We start from the raw sequence: 24321 nt of genomic DNA, 5'->3' as shown, positions 1-24321 counted from the left end.
CCACGAGGCGGCCCGGGCCGGACGCCTGCGCGCGCCCGCGGCCGTACGCCCGGGCCCGCCGGGGAGGCTCCCCGGGCGAGCCGTACGCCCCCGCCCGCGGGGGCCGCGTGCCCGCCCGGCCTGTCGGCGCGCGCCAGTAGGGTGGGCGCATGGCCGACCCCACCAGCTATCGACCCGCGCCGGGGCAGATTCCCGACGTCCCGGGTGTCTACAAGTTCCGGGACGAGCACCGGCGGGTGATCTACGTCGGGAAGGCGAAGTCGCTGAAGCAGCGGCTGGCCAACTACTTCCAGCCGCTCGCGAGCCTGCACCCGCGGACCGCCACCATGGTGACCACGGCCGCCTCCGTGGAGTGGACGGTCGTCTCGACCGAGGTCGAGGCGCTCCAGCTGGAGTACTCCTGGATCAAGGAGTACGACCCCCGGTTCAACGTGAAGTACCGGGACGACAAGAGCTACCCCTACCTCGCCGTCACGCTGAACGAGGAGTTCCCGCGCGTGCAGGTCATGCGCGGCCAGAAGAAGAAGGGCGTGCGGTACTTCGGGCCGTACGCGCACGCGTGGGCGATCCGCGAGACCGTCGACCTGATGCTGCGGGTCTTCCCCGTACGGACCTGCTCGGCCGGCGTGTTCCGGAACGCCGCCTCCGCCGGGCGGCCCTGTCTGCTCGGCTACATCGGCAAGTGCTCGGCGCCCTGCGTCGGCCGGGTCGACCCCGAGGAGCACCGCGAACTGGCGGACGAGTTCTGCGACTTCATGGCCGGCCGCACCGGCGCGTACATCCGCCGCCTGGAGAAGCGGATGACGGTGGCGGCCGAGGACATGGAGTACGAGAAGGCCGCCCGGCTCCGCGACGACATAGAGGCGCTGCGCCGGGCCATGGAGAAGAGCGCCGTCGTCCTCGCCGACGCCACCGACGCCGACCTCATCGCCCTCGCCGAGGACGAGCTGGAGGCCGCCGTCCAGATCTTCCACGTCCGCGGCGGGCGCGTCCGCGGCCAGCGCGGCTGGGTCACCGACAAGGTCGAGGCCGTCGACACCGCCGGGCTCGTCGAGCACGCCCTCCAGCAGCTGTACGGCGAGGAGAGCGGCGAGGCGGTGCCCAAGGAGGTCCTCGTCCCGGCCCTCCCCGAGGACGCCGAGGCCGTCACCCAGTGGCTCTCCGGCCGCCGGGGGTCCCACGTCTCCCTGCGCGTCCCGCAGCGCGGCGACAAGAAGGACCTGATGGCGACCGTCGCCCGCAACGCCCAGCAGGCGCTCGTCCTGCACAAGACCAAGCGGGCCAGCGACCTCACCACCCGCTCCCGGGCCCTGGAGGAGATCGCCGAGGCCCTGGACCTGGAGTCGGCGCCGCTGCGCATCGAGTGCTTCGACATCTCCCACCTCCAGGGCGAGGACGTCGTCGCCTCCATGGTCGTCTTCGAGGACGGGCTGCCCCGCAAGAGCGAGTACCGCCGCTTCCAGATCAAGTCCTTCGAGGGCCAGGACGACGTCCGTTCCATGCACGAGGTCGTCGGCCGCCGCTTCCGGCGCTACCTCGCCGAGAAGGAGAGGACGGGGGAGTGGGGCGAGGACGGCGAGGTCGCGGTCGACGAGGCCGGCGACGACGGCCGGCCCAAGCGCTTCGCCTACCCGCCGCAGCTCGTCGTCGTCGACGGCGGACAGCCCCAGGTCGCCGCCGCCCGCCGCGCCCTGGACGAGCTCGGCATCGACGACGTCGCCGTCTGCGGGCTCGCCAAGCGCCTGGAGGAGGTCTGGCTGCCCGGCGAGGACGACCCGGTCGTACTGCCCCGTTCCAGCGAGGGCCTCTACCTCCTCCAGCGGGTCCGTGACACGGCTCACGATTTCGCCATCCGCTACCAGCGCTCCAAGCGGACCAAACGGCTCCGGAGCAGCCCCCTCGACGCCGTCCCCGGTCTCGGCGACACGCGCAAGCAGGCTCTGATCAAGCATTTCGGCTCGGTGAAGCGGCTCAGGCAGGCGACAATCGAGCAGATCTGCGAGGTCCCCGGCTTCGGCCGGAAGACCGCGGAGGCGGTCGCCGTGGCCCTGGCCCAGGCGGCCCCCGCCGCACCCGCCGTGAACACGGCCACAGGAGAGATCATGGAAGACGACGGGGGCACCACCGGATGACCGACCGCCACCCCGGCGACGGGCACGGACAGCACGACACGGACCGCGCGCACCACCCGCGCGACGGGCACCCCACGCACGACGGGCACCACCGAGAAGACGGAGCAGGACACGTGAGTACGGGCACGAAGGAGACCGCGGGCGACAACGGCGCCGAGGCGGCCATCCCCGAGCTGGTGATCATCTCAGGCATGTCCGGAGCCGGCCGGTCCACCGCGGCGAAGTGTCTGGAGGACCTCGGCTGGTTCGTCGTCGACAACCTGCCGCCCGCGCTGATCCCCACCATGGTGGAGCTCGGCGCCCGCTCCCAGGGCAACGTCGCCCGGATCGCGGTCGTCGTCGACGTCCGCGGCCGGCAGTTCTTCGACGCCCTGCGGGAGTCCCTCGCCGACCTCGACGCCAAGCAGGTCACCCGCCGGATCGTCTTCCTGGAGTCCTCCGACGAGGCCCTGGTCCGCCGCTTCGAGTCGGTCCGCCGCCCCCACCCCCTCCAGGGCGACGGCCGCATCACCGACGGCATCGCCGCCGAGCGCGACCTGCTGCGCGAGCTGCGCGGCGACGCCGACCTGGTCATCGACACCTCCAGCCTCAACGTCCACGAGCTGCGCGCCAAGATGGACGCCCAGTTCGCCGGCGACGAGGAGCCCGAGCTGCGGGCCACCGTCATGTCCTTCGGCTTCAAGTACGGCCTGCCCGTCGACGCCGACCTCGTCGTCGACATGCGCTTCCTGCCCAACCCGCACTGGGTCCCCGAGCTGCGCCCGTACACCGGCCTCAACGAGGAGGTGGCGAACTACGTCTACAACCAGCCCGGCGCCAAGGAGTTCCTGGACCGCTACACGGAGCTGCTCCAGCTGATCGCCGCCGGCTACCGCCGCGAGGGCAAGCGGTACGTGACCATCGCCGTCGGCTGCACCGGCGGCAAGCACCGCTCCGTCGCCACCGCCGAGAAGCTCGCCGCCCGCATCGCCGCCGAGGGCGTGGAGACGGTGGTCGTCCACCGCGACATGGGGCGCGAGTGAAGCCTTACCGCCGGCGTCCCGCCTCCACCCTCTCGGTGAAGCGGACGCTCCGCAGACGCGGCGCCCAGCCGAAGGTCGTCGCCCTCGGCGGCGGCATGGGCCTCTCCGCCTCCCTCGCCGCGCTGCGGCGGATCACCGGCGACCTCACCGCCGTCGTCACCGTCGCCGACGACGGGGGCTCCAGCGGCCGGCTCCGGGAGGAGCTGGGCGTGCTGCCCCCCGGGGATCTGCGCAAGGCGCTCGCCGCCCTCTGCGGCGACGACGACTGGGGCCAGACCTGGGCCCGGGTCATCCAGCACCGCTTCCAGTCCAAGGGCGAGATGGGTGGCCACGCCGTCGGCAACCTGCTGATCGTCGCCCTCTGGGAGCAGCTGGGCGGCGACCCGGTGCAGGCCCTCGACCTGGTCGGCCGGCTGCTCGGCGCGCAGGGCCGGGTGCTGCCCATGTCCGCCGTGCCGCTGGAGCTCCAGGCCCTGGTCAGGGGGCACGACCCGGAGCGCCCGGACGACGTGGACACCGTGCGCGGACAGGCCACCGTCGCGCTCACCCCGGGCGAGGTGCAGTCCGTCCACCTGGTCCCGCACGACCCGCCGGCCGTGCCGGAGGCCGTCGCGGCGGTCCTCGACGCGGACTGGGTGGTCCTCGGCCCGGGCTCCTGGTTCTCCTCGGTGATCCCGCACCTGCTCGTGCCGGAACTGCTCGACGCGCTGGTCGAGACCAAGGCCCGGAAAGTGCTCTCGCTGAACCTCGCGCCCCAGCCGGGAGAAACAGAGGGCTTCTCCCCGCAGCGTCATTTGGAGGTTTTGGGACGACACGCCCCTAAACTCGCCCTGGACGTGGTGCTGGCCGACGAGGCCGCCGTGCCCGACGTGTCAGCCAGAGAACCCCTCGTCGACGCCGCCAAGCGGCTCGGCGCCGCGCTCGAGCTGGCGCCGGTGGCCCGCGCCGACGGCTCTCCGAAGCACGACCCGGAGCGCCTGGCCGCCGCGTACGACCGTATTTTTCGGATGCATGGAAGGATCGGCCCATGGCGATGACGGCAGCGGTGAAGGACGAGATCTCCCGGCTCCCCGTCACCCGGACCTGCTGCAGGAAGTCGGAGGTCTCGTCGATCCTCCGGTTCGCGGGCGGTCTGCACCTGGTCAGCGGCCGGATCGTGATCGAGGCGGAGCTCGACACGGCGATGGCGGCCCGGCGGCTGAAGCGGGACATCCTGGAGATCTTCGGGCACAGCTCGGAACTGATCGTGATGGCCCCCGGCGGGCTGCGGCGCGGCTCCCGCTTCGTGGTGCGCGTGGTGGCCGGCGGTGACCAGCTGGCCCGCCAGACCGGCCTGGTCGACGGACGGGGCCGCCCCATCCGCGGCCTCCCCCCGCAGGTGGTCTCCGGGGCCACCTGCGACGCCGAGGCGGCCTGGCGGGGTGCCTTCCTCGCCCACGGCTCGCTGACCGAGCCGGGCCGCTCCTCCTCCCTGGAGGTCACCTGCCCCGGCCCGGAGGCCGCGCTCGCCCTGGTCGGCGCCGCCCGCCGGCTCTCCATCGCCGCCAAGGCCCGCGAGGTCCGCGGAGTGGACCGGGTCGTGGTCCGTGACGGCGACGCCATCGGCGCCCTGCTCACCCGGCTCGGCGCGCACGAGTCGGTGCTGGCCTGGGAGGAGCGGCGGATGCGCCGCGAGGTCCGCGCCACCGCCAACCGGCTCGCCAACTTCGACGACGCCAACCTGCGCCGCTCGGCACGCGCCGCCGTCGCCGCCGGCGCCCGGGTGCAGCGCGCCCTGGAGATCCTGGCGGAGGAGGTGCCCGAGCACCTCGCCGCGGCCGGCCGGCTGCGCATGGAGCACAAGCAGGCCTCTCTGGAGGAGCTGGGCGCGCTGGCCGACCCGCCGCTCACCAAGGACGCGGTGGCCGGCCGGATCCGCCGGCTGCTCGCCATGGCCGACAAGCGGGCGCAGGACCTGGGCATCCCCGGCACCGAGTCGAACCTGACGGAGGAGCTGGACGAGAGCCTGGTCGGCTGAGCCCGGAACCCGGCCCGCACGGCCCCCGCCCCTCGGGGACGGGGGCCGTTCCCGTACCCGGGGAACCGCGAGCTCCGGCGCGCGGGAACCGTGGACTCCCGCGTGGGGGAACGGGTGGACCCCGGCGCGGGGAACCGTGGGCTCCGGCACGGGGAATCACGAACTCCGGCGGGGGAGAACGTTTCTGATGTCCCACCAGTGTCCTTCCGTCCCACGGCCGTTGCCGCGAGGCGCCCTTGACAGTCGCATGGACGCCCATGAGCCTGGCATCCGTTCTTCTTCGTGACGGATCACACCAAGGGGGGCTCATGAGACGAAGAGCGCGGGCGATCCTCGCCGCCGCTTCGCTGCTGATCGCGGGAATCGCGGCGGCACCCGCCGCCGGAGCGCGACCGGCGGACCCGGAGGGCGGCGACGTCCTCTCCGTATGGCGGGCCACGGTCTCCGAGGAGCAGGTGCCGCTGCTCCTCGAAGCCGGGGCCGACGGCCACGAACTCACCGAGCGGGTGCCCGAGCACGGCACCGCCACCGTCGAGCTGTACCTGACCGAGGCGCAGGCCGGCGCCCTGCGCGGCCGGGGCGTCACCCTCGCCGAGCACGACCCGGGGCCCGCCGCCGCGAAGCGCTCGGCCGCCGCGGGCGACGGGGTCTTCCGCCCCTACGGCGGCCCGGGCGGTCTCAAGGAGGAGCTCCTCGCCACCGCCGCCGACCACCCCGGCCTCACCAAGGTCGTCTCCCTCGGCAAGACCCTCAGGGGCCAGGACATCCTCGCGGTCAAGGTCAGCAAGGGGGCCAGGACGGCGAAGGACGGCAGCAAGCCGGCCACGCTGTACGTCTCCAACCAGCACGCCCGGGAGTGGATCACCCCGGAGATGACGAGGCGGCTGCTCCACCACTACCTCGACCACTACGGCACCGACGAGCGGATCACCCGGATCGTCGACTCCACCGAGCTGTGGTTCGTGCTTTCCGCCAACCCCGACGGCTACGACTTCACCCACGCCGACCCGGCCAACCGCCAGTGGCGCAAGAACCTCCGCGACAACGACGGCGACGGGACCGTCGGCGGCGCCGACGGCGTCGACCTCAACCGCAACTTCGCCTACAAGTGGGGCTACGACGACGAGGGTTCGTCCCCCGACCCGGCCGACGAGACCTTCCGCGGCAAGGGCCCCATGTCCGAGCCGGAGACCCGGGCCCTGGACGCCTTCCAGAAGCGCATCGGCTTCTCGTACGGGGTGAACTACCACTCCGCGGCCCAGCTGCTGCTCTACGGCGTCGGCTGGCAGGTCGCCACCGACACCCCCGACGACACCGCGCTCAGGGCGCTCGCAGGGACCCCGGAGAAGTCCGCCGTCCCCGGCTACCGGCCGCAGGTCTCCTCCGAGCTGTACATCACCAACGGCGAGGCCGACGGACACGCCGCCAACGTCAACGGCATGCAGATGTTCACCCCCGAGATGTCCACCTGCGCCACCGCCTCCCGCGTCGACCCCCACGACGCCTGGGAGGCCGCCGACTGCGCCTCCGTCTTCACCTTCCCCGACGACGAGAAGCTGATCCAGGCCGAGTTCGCCAAGAACATCCCCTTCGCGCTCGCCGTCGCCGAGTCCGCCGCCCGCCCCGACGACCCGGTCTCCCCGGTCGGCGCCGAGGCCCCGGCCCTCACCCCCGACCCCTTCACCACCTCCTACGCCGCCGCGGGCGAGGAGCAGCGGGTCGCCGTCACCGCGCGGAAGTCGCTGCGCGCCAAGACCCTCCACTACCGGATCAACGGCGGCCGCGCCCACCGCGCCGGGGTCGAGGCCTGGGAGGGCGGCGAGACCTACGGCGGCGAGGACGACCTGTACTACGACCAGTACCGCGGCGAGGTGCGCGGCGCCCGGCCCGGCGACTCCGTCGAGGTCTGGTTCACCGCCCGCGGCCGCGACGGGAGGACCACCGCCACCACCCCCTTCACGTACAAGGTCGCCGAACGCGCCCGCGGGGACGTCCTCGTCCTCGCCGAGGAGGGCGGTACGAGCGCCGCCCGGCACGCCGGCACGTACACGGGGACGCTCGCCGCGACCGGCCGGAAGGCCGCCGTCTGGGACGTCGCCACCCAGGGCGTCCCGCACGCCCTCGGCGTCCTCTCCCACTTCCGCGCCGTCGTCTGGTACACCGGCGCGGAGCGTCCCTCCGGCGCCGTCCAGCTCGCCGTCCGCTCCTACCTCAACGAGGGCGGCAAGCTCCTCAACGCCGGCGAGAAGACCGGCGGACTCACCCGGATCGGCCGGGCCGAGTCCAACGACTTCGCCCAGTACTGGCTCGGCGCGTACCACCGGGCCGGCCTGAACGGCCCGGCCTCCTTCGCCGGTTCCGGCCGCCTCGCCGGCCCGCCCACCGGGCTCGCCGCCGCCGACGGCAACCCGCTCGACAACGCCGGCGCCTACACCGTCACCTCCGACACCCTCGACCCGGAGGAGTACCCGCAGTTCGCCTCCAGCGCCCCGGCCGGCGACTACCCCGGCGTGCGCACCCCCTTCGAACCGGCCGAGGGGAGCACCTTCGCCGCCGTGAAGCACGGCGACGACGCCTGGGCCCGGCTCTCCCGGACCGTCGACCTCACCGGCACCACCGCGGCCGACGCCCCCCGGCTCGACTTCCAGGTCAGCCACGACACCGAGCCCGGCTACGACAACCTCGTCGTCGAGGCCCGCACCGTCGGCCAGGACGACTGGACCACCCTGCCCGACCGCAACGGCGGCACCTCGGCCGAGCCGCCCGCCGACTGCGGGGAGGGCTACTACCTGAAGCTGCACCCGGCCCTCGGCCGCTACCTCACCCTCGGCGAGGACGGCTGCGCGCCCACCGGCACCACCGGCGCCTGGAACGCCTTCACCGGCCCCTCCAACGGCTGGCGGCAGGCCTCCGTCGACCTCGCCGCCTACGCGGGCAAGCGGGTCGAGCTCTCCCTCTCGTACGTCTCCGACCCCGGCACCGGCGAGACCGGCGCCTTCGTCGACGACGTCCGGCTGGTCACCGCGGCCGGCACCGAGCACGAGGGCTTCGAGAGCTCGTTCGGCGCCTGGACCGTGCCCGGCGCCCCGGACGGCAGCCCCGGCAACACCACCGACTGGGCCCGCTCGCAGGCCCTCTTCCACTCCGTCGCCGCCGTCACCACCCGTGACACCGTCCTCCTCGGCTTCGGTCTGGAACACGTCGGATCGGCCGCCGAACGGCGGCGGCTCCTCGACCGCGCCCTCACAGCGCTCCGCCGCTGACGGAGAGTAGTGGGGACAAAGGTCCCAAGACGGCCCGTACCCGCTGGTAGGTACGGGCCGTCGGCCATTTTCCGGTCACTTTCCGGGCTCGAACGGCTGCGCTCGATGTCACTCGGGCGCCCCCGGAGGGGTAGGGTCGTAAGCGGTCGGGGACATCCCAAAAAAATCAAGATCTCGCCGGTGTGACATATCACCCGGCGTTCTCATACGAGGAGATCGGTTCGTGACGATCCGCGTAGGCATCAACGGCTTTGGCCGTATCGGTCGCAACTACTTCCGCGCGCTCCTTGAGCAGGGTGCCGACATCGAGGTCGTGGCCGTCAACGACCTGGGCGACACCGCGACCACGGCCCACCTGCTGAAGTACGACACCATCCTGGGGCGCCTCAAGGCCGAGGTCTCCCACACCGCCGACACCATCACCGTCGACGGCCACACCATCAAGGTGCTCTCCGAGCGCAACCCCGCCGACATCCCGTGGGGTCGGCTCGGCGTCGACATCGTCATCGAGTCCACCGGCATCTTCACCAAGCGCGAGGACGCCGCCAAGCACCTCGCCGGCGGCGCCAAGAAGGTCCTCATCTCGGCTCCGGCCACCAACGAGGACATCACCGTCGTCATGGGTGTCAACCAGGACCAGTACGACCCGGCGAAGCACGACGTCATCTCCAACGCGTCCTGCACCACCAACTGTGTCGCCCCGATGGCCAAGGTCCTCGACGAGAACTTCGGCATCGTCCGCGGTCTCATGACCACGGTCCACGCGTACACCAACGACCAGCGCATCCTGGACTTCCCGCACAAGGACCTCCGCCGCGCCCGCGCCGCCGCGGAGAACATCATCCCGACCACGACGGGTGCCGCCAAGGCCACCGCCCTGGTCCTCCCGCAGCTCAAGGGCAAGCTGGACGGCATCGCCATGCGCGTCCCGGTCCCCACCGGCTCCGCCACCGACCTGGTCGTCACCCTGGACCGCGAGGTCACCAAGGACGAGGTCAACGCGGCCTTCAAGAAGGCGGCCGAGGACGGCCCGCTGAAGGGCATCCTCTTCTACACCGAGGACGCGATCGTCTCCTCGGACATCGTCAGCGACCCGGCGTCGTGCACCTTCGACTCCTCCCTGACCATGGTCCAGGACGGCAACAGCGTCAAGATCCTCGGCTGGTACGACAACGAGTGGGGCTACTCCAACCGTCTCGTCGATCTGACCACCTTCGTCGGCGACCAGCTCTGAGGTACTAGGGTTCAGCAGGGCAGGCTTTCGATGTGAGCAGGGCTCGGGCAGCGCGACGAAGCGCTGTGCGGGCCCTGTCTCGTGTGCTCCACCGCGTACCAAGGAGTCAGTGAACAGATGAAGACGATCGACGAGCTTCTCGGCGAGGGCGTCGAGGGCAAGCGCGTGTTCGTCCGCGCCGATCTCAACGTGCCGCTCGACGGCACCACCATCACCGACGACGGCCGCATCCGCGCCGTCGTCCCCACGGTCAAGGCGCTCGCCGACGCCGGCGCCCGGGTCGTGGTCGCCTCCCACCTGGGCCGCCCCAAGGGCGCCCCGGACCCGGCGTTCTCCCTCGCCCCGGCCGCCGCGCGCCTCGGCGAACTGCTCGGCGCCGAGGTGGCCTTCGCCACCGACACCGTCGGCGAGTCCGCCCAGGCGACCGTCGCCGGCCTGACCGACGGCCGGGTGGCCGTCATCGAGAACCTGCGCTTCAACGCCGGCGAGACCTCGAAGGACGACGCCGAGCGCGAGGCCTTCGCCGACCGGCTGGCCGCCCTCGCCGACCTCTACGTCGGCGACGGCTTCGGCGCCGTGCACCGCAAGCACGCCTCGGTGTACGACCTCCCGGGCAAGCTGCCGCACGCCGCCGGCTACCTCATCACCACCGAGGTCGGCGTCCTCAAGAAGCTCACCGAGGACGTCCGCCGGCCGTACGCGGTCGTCCTCGGCGGCGCCAAGGTCTCCGACAAGCTCGGCGTGATCGACCACCTCCTGGAGAAGGCCGACCGCATCCTCGTCGGCGGCGGCATGGCCTACACCTTCCTCAAGGCCCAGGGCCACGAGGTCGGCATCTCCCTCCTCCAGGAGGACCAGGTCCCGGCCGTCCAGGAGTACCTCAAGCGGGCCGAGGACCGCGGCGTGGAGTTCGTCCTCCCCGTCGACGTCCTGGTCGCCACGGAGTTCCCGGACCTCAAGACCAAGGCCCCGGCCCACCCCACCACGGTCGCCGCGGACGCCATCCCGGCCGACCAGGAGGGCCTGGACATCGGTCCGGAGACCCGCAAGCTGTACGCCTCGAAGCTCGCCGACGCGGCCACCGTCTTCTGGAACGGCCCGATGGGCGTCTTCGAGCACCCCGACTACGCCGAGGGCACCAAGGCCGTCGCCCAGGCACTCGTCGACTCCCCGGCCTTCTCCGTGGTCGGCGGCGGCGACTCCGCCGCGGCCGTCCGGATCCTGGGCTTCGACGAAAACGCTTTCGGCCACATCTCGACCGGTGGCGGCGCCTCCCTCGAATACCTCGAGGGCAAGCAGCTTCCCGGCCTCGTCGCACTGGAGGACTGACCCCCTTATGACCACGCGTACCCCGCTGATGGCGGGCAACTGGAAGATGAACCTCAACCACCTGGAGGCCATCGCCCACGTCCAGAAGCTCGCCTTCACGCTCACCGACAAGGACTACGACGCCGTCGACGTCGCCGTCCTCGTCCCCTTCACCGACCTGCGCTCCGTGCAGACCCTGATCGACGGTGACAAGCTGAAGATCAAGTACGGCGCCCAGGACCTGTCGGCCCACGAGTCCGGCGCGTACACCGGTGAGATCTCCGGCGCGATGCTGGCCAAGCTGAACACCGCCTTCGTCGCGGTCGGCCACTCGGAGCGCCGTCAGTACCACGCCGAGTCCGACGAGCTGTGCAACGCCAAGGTGAAGGCCGCCTTCGCCCACGGCATCACCCCGATCCTCTGCGTCGGCGAGGAGCTGGACGTGCGCGAGGCCGGCAACGCCGTCGCGCACACCCTCGCCCAGGTCGAGGGCGGCCTCGCGGGCGTCCCGGCCGAGCAGGCCGAGACGATCGTCGTCGCCTACGAGCCCGTCTGGGCCATCGGCACCGGCAAGGTCTGCGGCGCCGGGGACGCCCAGGAGGTCTGCGGGGCGATCCGCGGCAAGCTCGCCGAGCTGTACTCGCAGGACGTCGCCGACAAGATCCGCATCCAGTACGGCGGCTCCGTCAAGGGCGGCAACGTCGCCGAGATCATGGCGCAGCCCGACATCGACGGCGCCCTGGTCGGCGGTGCCTCGCTGGACTCGGACGAGTTCGTCAAGATCGTCCGCTTCCGCGACCAGTGACGATGTAGAGCGGCGGAGGGGATCCGTCGTACCCTTGCGGGGGTCGGGCAGGTGCCCGGCCCCCGTCCCTTTTCAAGCTCCGAGGAAGTTGGTCCCGCCGTGGTTATGGGGTTCTCGATCGCCCTGATCGTCTTCAGCGGCCTGCTGATGCTGCTGGTGCTGATGCACAAGGGGAAGGGCGGCGGCCTCTCCGACATGTTCGGTGGCGGCATGCAGTCCTCCGTCGGCGGCTCCTCGGTCGCCGAGCGCAACCTCGACCGGATCACGGTCGTGGTCGGCCTGCTCTGGTTTGCCTGCATTGTGGTACTTGGTCTGCTCATGAAGCTCGACGGGTAACTCCGCACACTGGACGCGCGTTGGGCCTTCCGTAGACTGGGGCATCTTCGAGCACCATCACGCAGGGAGTTACGACCGTGGCAAGTGGCAACGCGATCCGGGGAAGCCGGGTCGGAGCGGGGCCGATGGGGGAGGCCGAGCGGGGCGAGTCGGCACCGCGCCTCCGCATCTCCTTCTGGTGCTCGAACGGGCACGAGACCCAGCCGAGTTTCGCGAGCGACGCGCAGGTCCCGGACACCTGGGACTGCCCCCGCTGCGGTTTCCCGGCCGGCCAGGACCGGGACAACCCGCCGGACCCGCCGCGCACCGAGCCGTACAAGACCCACCTCGCCTACGTGCGGGAGCGCCGCAGCGACGCGGACGGCGAGGCGATCCTCGCCGAGGCGCTCGCCAAGCTGCGGGGCGAGATCTGAACACAGGACGAACACCGGCCGAAGGGCCCTGGACGCGAACCGGCTTCGCGCACAGGGCCCTTCGCCGTGTCCGGGACCAGTGGCGCGGATCGCCCCGCGCGATCAATTAGGTTGGAGGAGCAGCGGGGCAGAAACGTACGAGAAGAAGTGGGCGATGTCCGAAATGACCACTGAAGGACGCATCAGGCTCAACCGGCTGCCCGAGTGGGCGGCCCTCGGCAAGCACCGGGAGCAGCTGGGCGACACCCATCTGCGCGAGCTGTTCGCGGCCGACCCGGAGCGCGGCACCGGCTACACCCTGCGGGTCGGCGACCTCCACCTGGACTACTCCAAGCAGCTCGTCACCGACGAGACCCTGGACCGCCTGCGCGAACTGGCCGTCGCCACCGACGTCGCCGGACTGCGCGACGCCATGTTCCGCGGCGAGAAGATCAACACCACCGAGGACCGGGCCGTCCTCCACACCGCGCTCCGCGCCCCCCGCGGGGCCGTGATCGAGGTCGACGGCGAGAACGTCGTCCCCGGGGTCCACGCCGTCCTCGACAAGATGGCCGGCTTCTCCGACCGGGTCCGCTCCGGCGAGTGGACCGGCCACACCGGCAAGACCATCAAGAACGTCGTCAACATCGGCATCGGCGGCTCCGACCTCGGCCCCGCCATGGCCTACGAGGTCCTGCGCTCCTACACCCGGCGGGACTTGACGTTCCGTTTCGTCTCCAACGTCGACGGCGCCGACCTCCACGAGGCCGTCCGCGACCTCGACCCCGCCGAGACGCTCTTCATCGTCGCCTCGAAGACCTTCACCACCATCGAGACGGTCACCAACGCCACCTCCGCCCGCGACTGGCTCCTCGCCGGTCTCGGGGCCGGCCAGGAGGCCGTGGCCAAGCACTTCGTGGCCCTCTCGACCAACGCCGAGCGGGTCGAGGAGTTCGGCATCGACACCGCGAACATGTTCGAGTTCTGGGACTGGGTCGGCGGCCGCTACTCGTACGACTCCGCCATCGGCCTCTCCCTGATGATCGCCATCGGGCCCGACCACTTCCGCGAGATGCTCGACGGCTTCCACCTCGTCGACGAGCACTTCCGCACCGCACCGCCCGAGGAGAACGCCCCGCTCCTCCTCGGCCTCCTCGGCGTCTGGTACGGCGGCTTCTTCGACGCCCAGTCGCACGCCGTCCTGCCCTACTCCCACTACCTGTCCAAGTTCACCGCCTACCTCCAGCAGCTCGACATGGAGTCCAACGGCAAGTCCGTCGACCGCCAGGGCGAGCCGGTCGACTGGCAGACCGGACCGGTCGTCTGGGGCACCCCCGGCACCAACGGGCAGCACGCCTACTACCAGTTGATCCACCAGGGCACCAAGCTGATCCCCGCCGACTTCATCGGCTTCGCCCGGCCGGTCGACGACCTGCTGCCCGGCCTGGTCCCCCAGCACGACCTGCTGATGGCCAACTTCTTCGCCCAGACCCAGGCCCTCGCCTTCGGCAAGACCCCCGACGAGGTGCGCGCCGAGGGCGTCCCCGAGGAGCTGGTGCCGCACAAGACCTTCCAGGGCAACCACCCCACCACCACCATCCTCGCCGACGCCCTCACCCCCTCGGTGCTCGGCCAGCTGGTGGCGCTCTACGAGCACAAGGTCTTCGTCCAGGGCGCCGTCTGGAACATCGACTCCTTCGACCAGTGGGGCGTCGAGCTCGGCAAGGTCCTCGCCAAGCGGATCGAGCCCGTCCTCACCGGTGACGGCGACACCGACGGCCTCGACAGCTCCACCGCGGCCCTCGTCACCGCCTACCGCGCCCTGCGTGGTCGGAGCTGAGTGATGGCGGGGGAGAGCGCGGTGCGGCTGCGGCCGCCCGGGAACGCGGTCGACCGCAGGGCGATCGGCTGGTGGAGCGCCCAGTGCCTCCTCGCCACCGCCGTCCCGGTCGCCGTCCTGGCCGTGCTCGGCGTCCTGGTCGAACCGGCCAGGACCTGGCTGTTCACCGCGGCCGGCGCGCTGGCCGCGGTCGGGCTGGCCTGCACCGCGTTCTTCCCCGCCTGGTGGTACCGGGTGCACCGCTGGGAGGTCACCGACGAGGCCGTGTACGTCCGCACGGGCGCCCTCTGGCAGGAGTCGCGGATCGCCCCGATGTCCCGGATCCAGACCGTGGACACCGTACGCGGCCCCCTGGAGCAGCTCTTCGGGCTCGCCACCGTCACCGTCACCACCGCCTCCTCCAAGGGCGCGCTCCGGGCGGAGGGGCTCGACCACGAGCTCGCCGCCGAGCTCGCCGAACGGCTCACCGCGCTCACCCGGGACACCCCCGGGGACGCCACGTGAGCGCCGGACCCGAAGGGGAGTGGCGACGGCTCGCCCCCCGCACCCTCCTCGTCAGCGCCGCCGTGTTCTGCGGGATCGCGGTCGGCGCCGGGGTGCCGGTGACCGCCGGACTCGCGGGCGGCCGGCCGCTGGGGGAGGCCCTCGCCTGGGTCCTCGCCGGCGCCCTCCTCGTCGTCGGCGGCGGCACCGCCGCCGACTGGGTCCGCTGCCGGCGCACCCGCTACCGGATCGGCCCCGACCGGGTCGAACTCCACACCGGTCTGCTCCTCCTCAAGCGCCGCTCGCTGGCCCGCGACCGGATCCGCACCGTCGACCTCACCGCCAACCCGCTCCAGCGCGTCCCCGGCCTCGTCAAGGTCCGCATCGGCACCGGCGAGTCCACCGGCGGCGGCGAGTCCACCCTCGAACTCGAACTCGTCACCCGCGCCGAGGGCGAACGGCTCCGCCGGGAGCTCCTCACCCGGCCCGAAGCCCCCGGCGGCGACCCCGCCCGCGACGGCACCCTGGCCGCCCTCGACCTCCGCTGGATCCGCTACGCCCCCGTCTCCTTCGTCGCCCCCGCCCTCGGCGGCGCCGCCGCCGGAGCGGTCATGCAGGTCAGCGAGTGGTTCGGCGCCCAGGCCGAGGTCATCGACTGGATAGGGGACCGCTTCGAGTCGGTCTCGCTGCCGTGGATGATCGTCGACCTGTTCCTCCTCGCCACCCTCGCCGGCGCGGTCGGCGCCCTCGGCCTCTGGGTCGAGATGTGGTGGGGCTTCCGGCTCGAACGCGAACCCGGCGGCACCCTCCGGGTCCGCCGCGGCCTCCTCACCGCCCGCTCGGTCACCCTGGAGGAGCGCCGGCTGCGCGGCGTCGAACTCGTCGAGCCCCTCGGCGTCCGGCTCTTCGGCGCCGCCCGGGTGGACGCCGTCGCCACCGGCCTGACCGAGGACGACGACGAGAAGCACACCGACCTCAGGTCGCTGCTGCCGGCCGCGCCCCGGGCCGTCGCCGACCGGACCGCCGCCGAGGTCCTGCGCGAGACCGAGCCGCCCACCTCCGCCCCGCTCGCCGCCCACCCCCGCGCCGCCCGGACCCGCAGACTGCGCTGGGCCCTCGGCGCCGTCCTGCTCCCCGCCGCCGTCCTCGCCCTCCTCGGGGCGCTCCTCACCCCGGTCCTGCTCCACGTGGCGGCCGGCTGGACCGTGGTGTCGGCGCCGCTCGCCGTGCTCCTTGCCCGGGACGCGTACCGCTCCCTCGGGCACACCGTCAGCGGCGGCTATCTGGTGACCCGTTCGGGCACGGTGCGGCGGGCCACCGTCGCCCTCCAGCGGACCGGGATCATCGGCTGGACGGTCAAGCAGTCGTACTTCCAGCGCCGCGCCGGGATCCTCACCGTCACCGCCACCACGGCCGCCGGAGAGGGCGCCTACGACGTCCTGGACGCGGGGGAGTCCCAGGGCCTCGCCCTCGCCGACCGGGCCGTACCGGGGCTGCTCGCGCCCTTCCTCGTACCGGTGGAGACGCCGGGAACGACGGAGGCCCGGTCCACCGAGCGGTGAACCGGGCCTCCGCGAGGGCCTAGGAAAGCTCCGAGGCCGCCGCCGTGTCCATCAGCCACAGCGTGCGCTCGGTGCCGCGGGCGCCGGACGCCGGGACGCTCGCCTCGTCCGCCTCGCCGGAGAGCGCGAGGGCCGCGGCCTTCGCCTTGTCCTCGCCGGCCGCGAGCAGCCAGACCTCCCGGGCCGCCCGGATCGCCGGGAGGGTCAGGGAGACGCGGGTCGGCGGCGGCTTGGGCGCGTCGTGCACCCCGACCACCGTCCGCCCGGTCTCCCGGACCGCCGGGAGCTCCGGGAAGAGCGAGGCCACATGGGTGTCCGGGCCGACGCCGAGCATCAGCACGTCGAAGGCCGGCACCCGGGCGCCCGGACCGGCCGCCGCGGCCAGTTCGGCCGCGTAGGCCGCCGCGGCGGCGTCGGCGTCGTCCCCGTGGGGGCCGTCCGAGGCGGGCATGGCGTGCACCCGGGCCGGGTCCAGCGGGACCCGGTCGAGCAGCGCCTCGCGGGCCTGGGTGACGTTCCGCTCCGGGTCGCCCTCGGGCAGGAACCGCTCGTCGCCCCACCACAGGTCGAGCCGCGACCAGTCGATCGCGTCCCGGGCGGGCGCCTCGCCGAGCGCGGCGAGCAGCCCGTTGCCGTTGCGGCCGCCGGTCAGCACGACCGAGGCGGTGCCCCGGGCGGACTGGGCGTCCACGACCGCGGTGATCAGCCGGGCCGCGGCGGCCTCGGCCATCAGTTCCTTGGACCGGTGGACCACCAGCCGCGGGGCGCTCACTTGGCGGCCGCCTTCTTCGCCGGGGCCTTCTTGGCGGGAGCCTTCTTCGCGGGCTCCGGGGAGGGCTCCGCGGAGGGCTCCGCCGTGACGTCCGGGGCGGGATCCTCCGGCGCGGGGGCGGTGGTGGCCGCCTCCTCGTCGAGCCGCTCCAGGCCGAACTTCAGCGAGGCCGCGTAGGTGTCGTCCGGGTCGAGCCGGCGCAGCTCCTCGGCGATCAGCTCGGCCGTCTCGCGCCGCTTGAGCGCCACCGCGCGGTCCGGCTGCCCCTCTATGGAGAGGGTCGCGAGCGAGCCGTCGGGCCGGTCGAGCACGATCGGTCCGGCGCTGGTCTCCAGCCGTACGGAGGTGAGGCCGGGGCCGGTCGACCGGGAGCGCCGCACCGGCACCTGCAGCCGCTCGGCCAGCCACATCGCGAGCAGTTCGACGCTCGGGTTGAACTCCTCGCCCTCCACGTCGGCCGAGGTCACCCTGCAGTGGACCTGGTCGAGCGCGGCGGCCAGCATCGAGCGCCACGGGGTGATCCGGGTCCACGACAGGTCCGTGTCGCCGGGGGTGTAGGTGTCCGCGCGCGCGGTCAGCTCCTCGATGGGCTGCTCGGCGGCGTACGTGTCGGTCACCCGGCGCTGGGCGAGGGCGCCCAGCGGGTCGTTCGCCGGATCGGTCGGCGCGTTCACCGGCCACCAGACGACGACGGGGGCGTCCGGGAGGAGCAGCGGCAGCACCACCGACTGGGCCTTGTCGACGACCTCGCCGTACAGCCGGAGGATCACCGTCTCACCGGAGCCGGCGTCGGCGCCGAGGCGGACCTCGGCGTCGAGCCGGGTGTTGGCACGGTCCCGCGGTGAGCGCGAGACCCGCTTGATCACCACGAGGGTCCGCGAGGGGTGCTCGCGGGACGCCTCACTGGCCGCCTTCAGCGCGTCGTAGGCGTTCTCCTCGTCGGTGACGATGACGAGGGTGAGCACCATGCCGACGGCCGGGGTGCCGATCGCCCGCCGCCCGAGCACCAGCGCCTTGTTGATCTTGGAGGACGTGGTGTCCGTCAGGTCGGTCTTCATGGCCGGCGCCAGCTCCTGCCGTCTCGTGCGAGCATCTCGTCCGCCTCGACCGGACCCCAGGTCCCGGACTCGTACTGGGCGGGCTTGCCGTGCTTGTCCCAGTACTGCTCGATCGGGTCGAGGATCTTCCAGGACAGCTCGACCTCCTCCACGCGCGGGAAGAGGTTGGAGTCGCCGAGCAGGACGTCCAGGATGAGCCGCTCGTACGCCTCGGGGCTGGACTCGGTGAAGGACTCGCCGTAGGCGAAGTCCATCGACACGTCCCGGATCTCCATCTGGGTGCCGGGCACCTTGGAGCCGAAGCGGACGGTGACGCCCTCGTCCGGCTGGACCCGGATGACGATGGCGTTGCGGCCCAGCTCCTCCGTCGACGTGTGGTCGAAGGGGGAGTGCGGGGCGCGCTGGAAGACCACCGCGATCTCGGTGACCCGGCGGCCGAGGCGCTTGCCGGTGCGCAGGTAGAAGGGGACGCCCGCCCAGCGGCGGTTGTCGATCTCCAGCTTGACCGCCGCGTAGGTGTCGGTCTTCGACTGGGGGTCGATGCCCTCTTCCTGGAGGTAGCCGACGGCCTTCGCGCCACCCTGCCAGCCGGCCGCGTACTGACCGCGGACGGTGGACTTCGAGAGGTCCTTGGGGAGCCGGACGGCGCCCAGCACCTTGGTCTTCTCGGCGGCGAGCGCGTCGGCGTCGAAGGAGGCGGGCTCCTCCATCGCGGTCAGCGCGAGCAGCTGGAGCAGGTGGTTCTGGATGACGTCACGGGCGGCGCCGATGCCGTCGTAGTAGCCGGCGCGGCCGCCGATGCCGATGTCCTCGGCCATGGTGATCTGCACGTGGTCGACGTACGACCGGTTCCAGATCGGCTCGAAGAGGGTGTTGGCGAAGCGGAGCGCCAGGATGTTCTGGACGGTCTCCTTGCCGAGGTAGTGGTCGATGCGGAAGACCGCCTCGGGCGGGAAGACCTCGTGGACGACCTCGTTGAGCTCCTTGGCGGAGGTCAGGTCGTGGCCGAAGGGCTTCTCGATGACGGCGCGGCGCCAGGAGCCGTTCTTCTGGTCGGCCAGGCCGTGCTTCTTCAGCTGCTGGACGACCAGGGGGAAGAACTTCGGCGGCACGGACAGGTAGAAGGCGAAGTTGCCCCCCGTGCCCTGCGCCTTGTCCAGCTCCTCGATGGTGTCCTTCAGCTGCTCGAAGGCCTCGTCGCTGTCGAAGTCGCCCTGGACGAAGCGCATCCCCTGGATGAGCTGCTGCCAGACCTCCTCGCGGAAGGGGGTGCGGGCGTGCTGCTTGACCGCGTCGTGGACCTCCTGCGCGAAGTCCTCGTCCTGCCACTCCCGGCGGGCGAAGCCGACGAGCGAGAAGCCCGGCGGCAGCAGGCCGCGGTTGGCCAGGTCGTAGACGGCGGGCATCAGCTTCTTACGGGACAAATCGCCCGTGACGCCGAAGATGACCAGGCCCGACGGCCCCGCGATGCGCGGGAGCCGTCGGTCGGCGGCGTCACGGAGCGGGTTGGCTCCGTCGACGGTGCTCACAGTGGTCAGGCCTCCGAAGGGACGCGGCGCGCGAGCTCCGCCTCGGTCGAGCCGAGCAGGTCGTTCCAGGACGCCTCGAACTTCTCGACGCCCTCGTCCTCCAGGAGCTGGACGACCTCGTCGTAGCCGATGCCCAGCTTCTCGACGGCCGCCAGCTCGGCGCGGGACTGCTCGTACGTGCCGCGGATGGTGTCGCCGGAGACCTCGCCGTGGTCGGCGGTGGCCTCCAGGGTGGCCTCCGGCATGGTGTTCACCGTGCCGGGGGCGACCAGGTCCACGACGTACAGCGTGTCCTTGTAGGCCGGGTCCTTGACGCCGGTCGAGGCCCACAGCGGACGCTGCTTGTTGGCCTGCGCCTTGTCCAGGGCGGCCCAGCGCTCCGAGGAGAAGACCTCCTCGTACGCCTCGTAGGCCAGACGGGCGTTGGCCAGGGCGGCCTTGCCCTTGAGCGCCTTGGCCTCGTCGGTGCCGATGCCGTCCAGGCGCTTGTCGATCTCCGTGTCCACGCGGGAGACGAAGAAGGACGCCACCGAGTGGATCTTCGACAGGTCGAGGCCGCGCTCGCGGGCCTTCTCCAGGCCCGCCAGGTAGGCGTCCATGACCGCGCGGTAGCGCTCCAGGGAGAAGATCAGCGTCACGTTCACGCTGATGCCCAGGCCGATGACCTCGGTGATCGCCGGCAGGCCGGCCTTGGTCGCCGGGATCTTGATGAGGGTGTTCGGGCGGTCCACCAGCCACGCCAGCTGCTTCGCCTCGGCGATCGTCGCCGCCGTCTCGTGGGCGAGCCGCGGGTCGACCTCGATGGAGACCCGGCCGTCCTGGCCGTCGGTCGCGTCGAAGACCGGGCGCAGGATGTCGGCGGCGTCACGGACGTCCGCCGTCGTGATCATGCGGATGGCCTCGTCCACGGTCACCTTGCGGGCGGCCAGGTCGGCGAGCTGCTGCTCGTAACCGTCGCCCGAGGTGATCGCCTTCTGGAAGATCGACGGGTTGGTGGTCACACCGACCACGTGCGACTGGTCGATCAGCTCGGCCAGGTTGCCGGAGGTGATCCGCTTGCGCGACAGGTCGTCCAGCCAGATCGCGACGCCTTCGTCGGAGAGGCGCTTGAGAGCGTCTGTCATGAGAGTTGCATCTCCAAAAAGTCGTACGTATCCGCGTCAGCGCGCGGCGGCGGCGATCGATTCCCGGGCGGCGGCGGCCACGGCCTCCGGCGTGAAACCGAACTCACGGAAGAGGACCTTGGCGTCGGCCGAGGCGCCGAAGTGCTCCAGCGAGACGATCCGGCCGGCGTCGCCGACGTACTTGTGCCAGGTCAGGCCGATACCGGCCTCGACCGCGACACGAGCCTTCACCGACGGCGGCAGGACCGCGTCCTTGTACGCCTGGTCCTGCTCCTCGAACCACTCCACGGACGGCATCGAGACCACCCGGGTCGGGACGCCCTCGGCCTGGAGCGCCTCGCGGGCCTCGACGGCCAGGTGCACCTCGGAGCCGGTCGCGATGATCACGACCTGCGGTTCGCCGCCCTCGGCGTCGAACAGCACGTAGCCGCCCTTGACCGCGCCCTCGTTCGGCGCGTAGGTCGGCACGCCCTGACGGGTCAGCGCCAGACCGTGCGGCGCGCCCTTCAGGTACTCGCGGGTGTGCCGCTTCATGATCTCGCGCCAGACGATCGCCGTCTCGTTGGCGTCGGCCGGGCGGACCACGTTGAGCCCCGGGATCGCGCGCAGCGCGGCCAGGTGCTCCACCGGCTGGTGGGTCGGGCCGTCCTCGCCGAGACCGATCGAGTCGTGCGTCCACACGTAGGTCACCGGCAGGTGCATCAGGGCCGACAGGCGCACCGCGTTGCGCATGTAGTCCGAGAAGACCAGGAAGGTGCCGCCGTAGATGCGGGTGTTGCCGTGCAGCGCGATGCCGTTCATCTCCGCGGCCATGGCGTGCTCGCGGATGCCGAAGTGGATCGTGCGGCCGTACGGGTTCGCCTCCGGCAGAGGGTTGCCCTCGGGGAGGAAGGACGACGCCTTGTCGATCGTCGTGTTGTTCGAGCCCGCGAGGTCGGCCGAGCCGCCCCACAGCTCGGGGACGACCTCGCCCAGCGCCTGGAGCACCTTGCCCGAGGCGGCGCGGGTGGCGACGCTCTTGCCCGCCTCGAAGACCGGGAGCTTCTCCTCCCAGCCGGCCGGCAGCTCGTTCGCCTGGATCCGGTCGAACTCGGCGGCCCGCTCCGGGTTGGCCGTACGCCACTCGGCGAGCTGCTTCTCCCACGCGGCGCGGGCCTCGCGGCCCCGGTCGCCCAGCGTGCGGGTGTGGCCGATGACCTCGTCGGTGACCTCGAAGCTCTGCTCCGGGTCGAAGCCCAGGACGCGCTTGGTGGCCGCGACCTCCTCGGCGCCGAGCGCCGAGCCGTGCGCGGCCTCGGTGTTCTGCGCGTTCGGCGCCGGCCAGGCGATGATCGAGCGCATCGCGATGAAGGACGGACGCCCGGTCTCGGCCTCGGCGGCGCGGATCGCCGCGTACAGCCCGGCCGGGTCGAGGTCGCCGTTGGCCTGCGGCTCCACGCGCTGCACGTGCCAGCCGTACGCCTCGTACCGCTTCAGCGTGTCCTCGGAGACGGCCGTCTCGGTGTCGCCCTCGATCGAGATGTGGTTGTCGTCCCACAGCAGGACCAGGTTGCCGAGCTTCTGGTGGCCCGCGAGCGAGGACGCCTCGGCGGAGATGCCCTCCTGGAGGCAGCCGTCGCCGGCGATCACGTAGACGTTGTGGTCGAAGGGGGAGGTGCCGGGGGCCGCCTCCGGGTCGAAGAGGCCACGCTCGTAACGGGCGGCCATCGCCATGCCCACCGCGTTCGCCACACCCTGGCCCAGCGGACCCGTGGTGGTCTCGACGCCGGCCGTGTGGCCGTACTCGGGGTGACCCGGGGTCTTCGAGCCCCAGGTGCGGAACGCCTTGAGGTCGTCCAGCTCCAGACCGAAGCCACCCAGGTACAGCTGGGTGTACAGGGTCAGGGAGGAGTGGCCCGCGGAGAGCACGAACCGGTCCCGGCCGACCCACTCGGGGTCGGACGGGTCGTGGCGCATCACCTTCTGGAAGAGGGTGTACGCGGCCGGCGCGAGGCTCATCGCCGTACCGGGATGGCCGTTGCCGACCTTCTGTACGGCGTCCGCGGCCAGGATGCGGGCGGTGTCGACGGCCCGCTGGTCCAATTCGGTCCACTGGAGGTCTGTGGTGGTCGGCTTAGTGCTCACCCTGGGTCAGGGCTCCTCTCCACATGTCTGTAGCCGGTGACTGAGGGTGTACCGGCGTTGTCGAGCCTACCCCCGAAAAAGCACCCTCTTTTCGTGTCCATGCCCCTCAAATGAGCGGACAGAGCAAGAGTGCCGGTGGCCGTGGCGGTTCGCCTCCCGAACGGCGCGCCGAACCGTGTCCGCCCCTTGATACGAGAAGGGATGCGCGCCCACGGGTGAGCCCCGCCAACACGACCCCACCCCCGCGAAGATCGGCGTCTGGGCAACGTCTACAGTGGCGTGGTACGCGCAAGTTTCACCCCGCCCTTATGCGGGGAACTTGCTGGGAATTTCTCTGTCAGGGGTGTGCGTGACGGCCGTCGAGTCCCGACCCGCAGGGGTCGTCTTGGCTACCGGCCCGGGGGGCCATCGGCCGTTCGGGGCCCGCGCCAAGGCATTCGTGGCGCTGACCAAGCCGCGGATCATCGAGCTGCTGCTCATCACCACCGTTCCGGTGATGTTCCTCGCGGAACAGGGCGTGCCCGATCTGTGGCTGGTGCTCGCCACGTGCTTCGGCGGCTACCTGTCGGCGGGCGGCGCCAACGCGCTCAACATGTACATCGACCGCGACATCGACGCGCTGATGGACCGCACCTCGCAGCGACCGCTGGTCACCGGCATGGTCTCGCCGCGCGAGGGCCTGGTCTTCGGCATCACCCTCGCCGTCGTCTCCACCCTCTGGTTCGGCCTGCTCGTCAACTGGCTCTCCGCCTGGCTCTCCCTCGGCGCGCTCCTCTTCTACGTGGTCGTCTACACGATGATCCTGAAGCGGCGCACCGCGCAGAACATCGTCTGGGGCGGCATCGCCGGCTGCATGCCCGTCCTCATCGGCTGGTCCTCGGTCACGAACTCGATGTCCTGGGCCGCCGTCATCCTCTTCATGGTCATCTTCTTCTGGACGCCGCCGCACTACTGGCCGCTGTCGATGAAGGTGAAGGAGGACTACGCGCGCGTGGGCGTGCCCATGCTGCCCGTCGTCGCCTCCAACAAGGTCGTCGCCAAGCAGATCGTCGCCTACAGCTGGGTCATGGTCGCGGTCTCGCTGCTGCTCACCCCGCTGGGCTACACCGGCTGGTTCTACACCGCCGTCGCCCTGGCCACCGGCGGCTGGTGGCTCTGGGAGGCGCACGGCCTGCTCAACCGCGCCAAGGCCGAGGTCACCGGCGCGAAGCTCAAGGAGATGCGCCTCTTCCACTGGTCCATCACCTACGTCTCGCTGCTCTTCGTGGCGGTCGCGGTGGACCCCTTCCTGCGCTAGCGCGATCGTTCCCGGTGACGGCC

19 protein-coding genes are annotated in these 24321 nt (G+C 71.8%); 14 read left to right on the top strand and 5 right to left on the bottom strand.

The features are described from left to right. Window positions 1–149: 149 nt before the first annotated feature. From uvrC to ACFQ8C_RS18700, 13 genes are all read left to right on the top strand, one after another. Window positions 150–2132, top strand: a complete 1983-nt coding sequence (gene uvrC, locus ACFQ8C_RS18760; protein ID WP_383458526.1) for an excinuclease ABC subunit UvrC — start codon at window positions 150–152, stop codon at window positions 2130–2132. Then, window positions 2129–3154, top strand: coding sequence for an RNase adapter RapZ (gene rapZ / locus ACFQ8C_RS18755; protein ID WP_383458524.1), 1026 nt, complete (start codon window positions 2129–2131; stop codon window positions 3152–3154). The genes uvrC and rapZ overlap by 4 nt, the downstream gene beginning before the upstream one ends. Beyond that, entirely contained in the window at window positions 3151–4191 is a 1041-nt protein-coding gene (gene yvcK, locus ACFQ8C_RS18750) for a uridine diphosphate-N-acetylglucosamine-binding protein YvcK (RefSeq protein ID WP_383458521.1), read from the top strand. The genes rapZ and yvcK overlap by 4 nt, the downstream gene beginning before the upstream one ends. After that, complete coding sequence (gene whiA / locus ACFQ8C_RS18745) at window positions 4182–5171, top strand: DNA-binding protein WhiA (RefSeq protein ID WP_383458518.1); 990 nt, start codon at window positions 4182–4184, stop codon at window positions 5169–5171. The genes yvcK and whiA overlap by 10 nt, the downstream gene beginning before the upstream one ends. A gap of 308 nt (window positions 5172–5479) precedes the next feature. Next, window positions 5480–8434 carry a M14 family zinc carboxypeptidase gene (locus ACFQ8C_RS18740; RefSeq protein WP_383458515.1) on the top strand — a complete coding sequence of 985 codons (2955 nt, stop codon included), beginning with the start codon at window positions 5480–5482 and terminating at the stop codon, window positions 8432–8434. 223 nt (window positions 8435–8657) lie between these two features. Then, window positions 8658–9668: a type I glyceraldehyde-3-phosphate dehydrogenase gene (gene gap / locus ACFQ8C_RS18735; protein ID WP_383458513.1), complete on the top strand. Its 1011-nt coding sequence runs from the start codon at window positions 8658–8660 to the stop codon at window positions 9666–9668. 117 nt (window positions 9669–9785) lie between these two features. After that, window positions 9786–10997, top strand: a complete 1212-nt coding sequence (locus ACFQ8C_RS18730; RefSeq protein ID WP_383458511.1) for a phosphoglycerate kinase — start codon at window positions 9786–9788, stop codon at window positions 10995–10997. Between the two features lie 7 nt (window positions 10998–11004). Continuing rightward, on the top strand, window positions 11005–11781 hold the full coding sequence (tpiA, locus tag ACFQ8C_RS18725) for a triose-phosphate isomerase (protein ID WP_383458508.1): 777 nt from the start codon (window positions 11005–11007) through the stop codon (window positions 11779–11781). 105 nt (window positions 11782–11886) lie between these two features. After that, window positions 11887–12117: a preprotein translocase subunit SecG gene (gene secG / locus ACFQ8C_RS18720; protein ID WP_017238647.1), complete on the top strand. Its 231-nt coding sequence runs from the start codon at window positions 11887–11889 to the stop codon at window positions 12115–12117. Between the two features lie 77 nt (window positions 12118–12194). Beyond that, window positions 12195–12530 carry an RNA polymerase-binding protein RbpA gene (locus ACFQ8C_RS18715; RefSeq protein ID WP_003957010.1) on the top strand — a complete coding sequence of 112 codons (336 nt, stop codon included), beginning with the start codon at window positions 12195–12197 and terminating at the stop codon, window positions 12528–12530. A 154-nt stretch (window positions 12531–12684) separates the two neighbouring features. Further along, window positions 12685–14349, top strand: a complete 1665-nt coding sequence (gene pgi, locus ACFQ8C_RS18710; protein ID WP_383458505.1) for a glucose-6-phosphate isomerase — start codon at window positions 12685–12687, stop codon at window positions 14347–14349. Window positions 14350–14352: 3 nt separating this feature from the next. Continuing rightward, a complete protein-coding gene (locus ACFQ8C_RS18705; RefSeq protein ID WP_383458502.1) occupies window positions 14353–14853 on the top strand; it encodes a PH domain-containing protein in 501 nt (166 codons plus the stop codon). Then, a complete protein-coding gene (locus ACFQ8C_RS18700) occupies window positions 14850–16394 on the top strand; it encodes a PH domain-containing protein (protein WP_383458499.1) in 1545 nt (514 codons plus the stop codon). Before ACFQ8C_RS18705 ends, ACFQ8C_RS18700 begins: the two co-directional genes overlap by 4 nt. Before the next feature lie 19 nt (window positions 16395–16413). On the opposite strand, the gene pgl is transcribed toward ACFQ8C_RS18700, so the two are convergent. The 5 genes from pgl to tkt are packed head-to-tail and all read right to left on the bottom strand — an operon-like array spanning window position 16414 to window position 23001. After that, the gene (gene pgl, locus ACFQ8C_RS18695) at window positions 16414–17166 is read right to left on the bottom strand and encodes a 6-phosphogluconolactonase (RefSeq protein ID WP_383458497.1); all 753 of its coding nucleotides are present in this window, start codon (window positions 17164–17166) and stop codon (window positions 16414–16416) included. Continuing rightward, window positions 17163–18224 (bottom strand): glucose-6-phosphate dehydrogenase assembly protein OpcA, encoded by a 1062-nt coding sequence (gene opcA, locus ACFQ8C_RS18690; RefSeq protein ID WP_383458494.1) that lies wholly within the window; start codon window positions 18222–18224, stop codon window positions 17163–17165. The genes pgl and opcA overlap by 4 nt, the downstream gene beginning before the upstream one ends. Beyond that, window positions 18221–19753: a glucose-6-phosphate dehydrogenase gene (gene zwf / locus ACFQ8C_RS18685; protein WP_383458491.1), complete on the bottom strand. Its 1533-nt coding sequence runs from the start codon at window positions 19751–19753 to the stop codon at window positions 18221–18223. Before zwf ends, opcA begins: the two co-directional genes overlap by 4 nt. Before the next feature lie 5 nt (window positions 19754–19758). Beyond that, window positions 19759–20877, bottom strand: a complete 1119-nt coding sequence (gene tal, locus ACFQ8C_RS18680; protein ID WP_383458488.1) for a transaldolase — start codon at window positions 20875–20877, stop codon at window positions 19759–19761. A gap of 36 nt (window positions 20878–20913) precedes the next feature. After that, complete coding sequence (gene tkt, locus ACFQ8C_RS18675) at window positions 20914–23001, bottom strand: transketolase (protein WP_383458485.1); 2088 nt, start codon at window positions 22999–23001, stop codon at window positions 20914–20916. A 343-nt stretch (window positions 23002–23344) separates the two neighbouring features. On the opposite strand from tkt, the gene ACFQ8C_RS18670 reads away from it, so the two are divergent. Continuing rightward, entirely contained in the window at window positions 23345–24298 is a 954-nt protein-coding gene (locus ACFQ8C_RS18670) for a heme o synthase (RefSeq protein ID WP_383458532.1), read from the top strand. The last annotated feature ends 23 nt before the right edge of the window (window positions 24299–24321 follow it).

The sequence above is a fragment of the Streptomyces sp. NPDC056503 genome (assembly GCF_042794995.1).
Lineage (GTDB): Bacteria > Actinomycetota > Actinomycetes > Streptomycetales > Streptomycetaceae > Streptomyces.
Note: the sequence above shows the minus strand (reverse complement) of the source record. Positions and strands in the feature narration are given on the sequence as shown.